Origin of the sequence: Streptomyces sp. NPDC049915, from assembly GCF_040656475.1 — a bacterium.
Lineage (GTDB): Bacteria > Actinomycetota > Actinomycetes > Streptomycetales > Streptomycetaceae > Streptomyces.
Genome location: NZ_JBFAMH010000066.1, coordinates 1 through 3638, shown reverse-complemented (window position 1 = coordinate 3638; position 3638 = coordinate 1). Strand labels below are relative to the sequence as shown.

General features: G+C 66.7%; 4 protein-coding genes. All 4 read left to right on the top strand.

What is annotated here, in order from left to right:
- Nucleotides 1–139: 139 nt before the first annotated feature.
- Nucleotides 140–1210: a tyrosine-type recombinase/integrase gene (locus AB0J12_RS39395; protein ID WP_363269623.1), complete on the top strand. Its 1071-nt coding sequence runs from the start codon at nt 140–142 to the stop codon at nt 1208–1210.
- Nucleotides 1207–1521 (top strand): helix-turn-helix transcriptional regulator, encoded by a 315-nt coding sequence (locus AB0J12_RS39390; protein ID WP_363269622.1) that lies wholly within the window; start codon nt 1207–1209, stop codon nt 1519–1521. The genes AB0J12_RS39395 and AB0J12_RS39390 overlap by 4 nt, the downstream gene beginning before the upstream one ends.
- A 511-nt stretch (nt 1522–2032) precedes the next feature.
- On the top strand, nt 2033–3172 hold the full coding sequence (locus tag AB0J12_RS39385) for a site-specific integrase (protein WP_363269621.1): 1140 nt from the start codon (nt 2033–2035) through the stop codon (nt 3170–3172).
- Between the two features lie 37 nt (nt 3173–3209).
- On the top strand, nt 3210–3584 hold the full coding sequence (locus AB0J12_RS39380; RefSeq protein ID WP_363269620.1) for a hypothetical protein: 375 nt from the start codon (nt 3210–3212) through the stop codon (nt 3582–3584).
- Nucleotides 3585–3638: the final 54 nt, after the last annotated feature.

The following is a 3638-nucleotide window of genomic DNA, read 5'->3' as shown; positions in this document are numbered from 1 at the left end:
ATCTGGGGCTGGCACTTGTTCCTCATCGAGAGTTCCTGCTGTCACCTGGCCGTATCCCCTTTCTGGGGGCCTCGTTGAATCTCGTGGCGGCACCCAATTTCTCCAGGTGCCACCTTGACCGTTCAGGCGCGAGGAAGGTGTGCCGGTGGGCGAGGCGAGACTGCAGGTCATCGCGGGCGGCGCCGTTCCGCAGGAACCGCTGGCGACGGACCCGTGGCAGTTCCAGGCCGCGTGTGTCGACGCGTTCGTCGCGTCCTGGCGGGCCCGCGGGTTCAGCCCGGTGACCATCGACAACGACATCGGCCTGCTGGAGCGAACCCTCGCTGCCCTGGGCCGGCCCGCGTGGGAGGTGACTCCAGAGGACATCGACCGAGTGGTCGGCGACCTGGCGGTGAAGGGCCGGGCGACCTCGACGCGGCGCGAATACGTGCAGATCTTCAAGGGGTTCCACCGGTTCCTGCAGGCCCGCAAGGCGGTCGAGATCGAGGCCGCCTTCGGGGTCCGGCTGGTCTGCCCAGTCGATGAGTTCAATGCCTCGCGTCACGTCGGTGACGACTCCCCGGCCCTGCTGCCGCCTCCGACGCCGGAGAGGGTGGGCGAGTTCTTCGACTTCATGAAGCAGAGGATCGCGACCGCCAGGAAGTACGGACCCGCGGCGAGGGACTATGCGATGTTCCGGTCCCTGTATCACGCTGGACTTCGCTCCGAGGAAGCATCGCTGCTGGAGAAGCCTGACCTCCACTTCACCCGTGGGCCGTTCGGCAAGCTCCACGTCCGCTTCGGAAAAGGCGCCCACACTTCCGGACCGCGGCCGCGATGGGTGCCCATGCTCGACGGCCTCGACCTGGTGCTGCGATGGTTCCTCGAGGATGTGCGGCCCAAGTTCCCCGACTCACCAGTGCTGTTCGCCGACGAATCCGGTGGCAGCCTCCACCGCGGAACCATCCGCAACCGGCTCCGCTATTTGATGGAACTCGAAGGCCGACCCGCGTCCGAGCGGTTCAGCCCGCATGCCCTGCGACGAGCCTGCGCGACCCACAACTACGAACGCGGCGTCGACCTCGTGGCCATTCAGCAGATGCTCGGTCACTGGACGGTCAGTTCCACCATGCGATATGTCCGGCCCTCCGCGACCTTCATCGAGGACGCCTATCAACGGGCCGTCGCCAGCACCCTGGCCGAGCTGACCGGGAAGGACACCACAGCATGAAGATCCAATGGCGGCTGCGGATGGCCGCCGCCCAACGCGAGGTCTGGACGGGCACCGAACTGCGACGGCTGCTGGCCGAGAAAGCCGGCCTGGAGTTGTCCTCCGCGTCAGTGTCCGCGCTGTTCACCAAGGAGCCCTCGCAGGTGAAGATGACCACGCTAGCCGCGTTGTGCACCGCACTGGCGTGCACCCCTAACGACCTGATCGAGGTCGACACCACCCCCGTCGAACGGCCCATCGCACCACCACGGCCGGTCGTCGATCTTCCGCAGGCCGCCTCTGCCCGGGGCCGCTCGATGCCGCCATTGTGACTCGGAGCGTGTGGTGGGCAAGAAGCAACGGGACTGCAGCACCTGCGGAGCCCCGGTGGGATTTCTTGACCGGGACCGCTGCTGTCTCTGCATTCGGCGCCTCAAGGAACAAGCAGCGAAGGCGACTTGTCCGTCCTGCGGCCTGGACCGTGTCCTGCAGAAGGACACCGGCCGGTGTGTGCTGTGCTCGCGAGTCTGCGAGGAGTGCGGGCATCCGGTGCGATCGCCGCAGAACCGGCTGTGTCGGGACTGCCGGCGCCGAGCCGAACGGCTGGCCTCCCAAAAGCAGTGTCCCCGCTGCGGAAGGGCCGGATATCTGCGCGAGGCGACCGGCTGGTGCGGCTCCTGTTCGCGGCCCCGGCAGGAGAAACAGCCACCGAGGAACTGCCGTCAGTGCGGGCAGCTCAGGCGTCATGCCGGGCTGGGGCTGTGCTCTGCCTGCTGGCAACGACACCCCGGCCGCCCCTTCATCCGCGGCGAACATCTCCGTGACCAACTGCCCGACCCGCCCGTGTGGCTGGACGATTTCGTGGCTCATGTCGCGGCCCGCCATTGCGTCGGCCGGGCGTGCGGCTTCGTCATGGACCTGGGCCGCCTCCTTCAGGACGAGCATTCCAACTCGCCCCAGGCCCTCATCGAACGCTCCCGCAGACCGGGTCGATCCATGGGCTCCTTCGCCCGCGCACTGGAGGACTTCTTCACCCTCCGCGGCCTGGCCCTGCCCACCGACCAGGCCGAACGACTTGCCGCTGGGCGGCGCAAGCGCCGCATCGAAGCCGTGCCTGAACCACTGAGACCGGCCGTTGTCGCCTTCGACGCCTCTCGGATGCGAGCCCAGGACCGGGCCCGACGGGCCGGAACCCGCCCCCGCAGTGATCACACGCTGGAAACAGCCCTGGCCACCATGCGGGACCTGGCACTGTTCCTCACCAATCACCGAGGCAAGACCGACTGGGCTCTCGTGGATGTGCACGACGTCGAGGCATTCCTGGCCACGCTGCCCAAGGGACGCAAGCGGCGGCTCACCGTGCTGCGGCAGTTCTTCCGCTTCGCTCGCTCCCAGAAGATGGTGCTGGTGGATCCCACCCGAACCCTGACCGCGAAGGAGTCGAACGGCTTCCGCGGCCGGACACTCACCCTCGAACAGCAGCGCGAGCTCTTCCGCCGCTGGACCACCGGATCCCAAGTCCATCCGCATGAAGCCCTGTTGGGCATGTTCGCCCTGTTGCACGGAGCCTCAAGCTCGGACATCCGCCTGCTGCAGATCGCCGACGTGAACCCACTGGCTCAGACGGTTCGGCTCGGCAAACGACCACATCCGGTGCCACTGGACCCTGCCTCCTGGGCCGTGCTGCAGAGATGCCTTGACCACCGCGACGGCTGGCGAACGGACAACCCGCACGTGATGGTCACCAAAGGAACAAAGGCCGGGCGGAGCCCGGCCTCAACTGCCTATCTTTCCCACGTCCTTGACGCCTGCGGGTTCCCGCCCCGCATGATCCGCAGCACCCGTCTCGTCGACCTTGTGAACACCATGGATCCGAAGCTCGTCGCCGCCGCGTTCGGCATGGACCCGCAGGCCACAATGATCTATCTCGCCGACCACGTCGACGAGGGGCGCCTTCCTGCTTCGGAGGCCGGTAGCAAATGAAGAGAGACCGTCCCGGAGGCCGGACAGAATTACGGGCATGACCGTCTTCTCCTGCATGAACTGTCAGCAGCACATCAGCCCTGACCTCCGGGAAGTACCAATGCCCCCGCCGGTCATAGAGGAAGCCCCGGGACACAGGTTTCTGCCATCGCTGATGTCGCGCGGGTCGTATGCGGTCAGCCCTCACAACGGCGTGCTCGTCCTCAACCCCGACGACGTCTCGGGAGTAGCCAGACACCCTGATCGTGGGCGGCTCAATGGATGCTGCGGACTCGACGGCCTGGACGGCCCCAACCTCGTCTGCGATGCCTGCGGAGCCGAGGTCGCCACCCAGCAATCGGACTGCTGGTCCCAACAGCTGATCGCACTGATACCCGACGCGGTGACCACAACCATCTCTCCCTCCGCTTGAACCCGTGAAGTTTCGGCAGCACCTGGCACGGGTTCGCCGGAACATGTGCGCTTT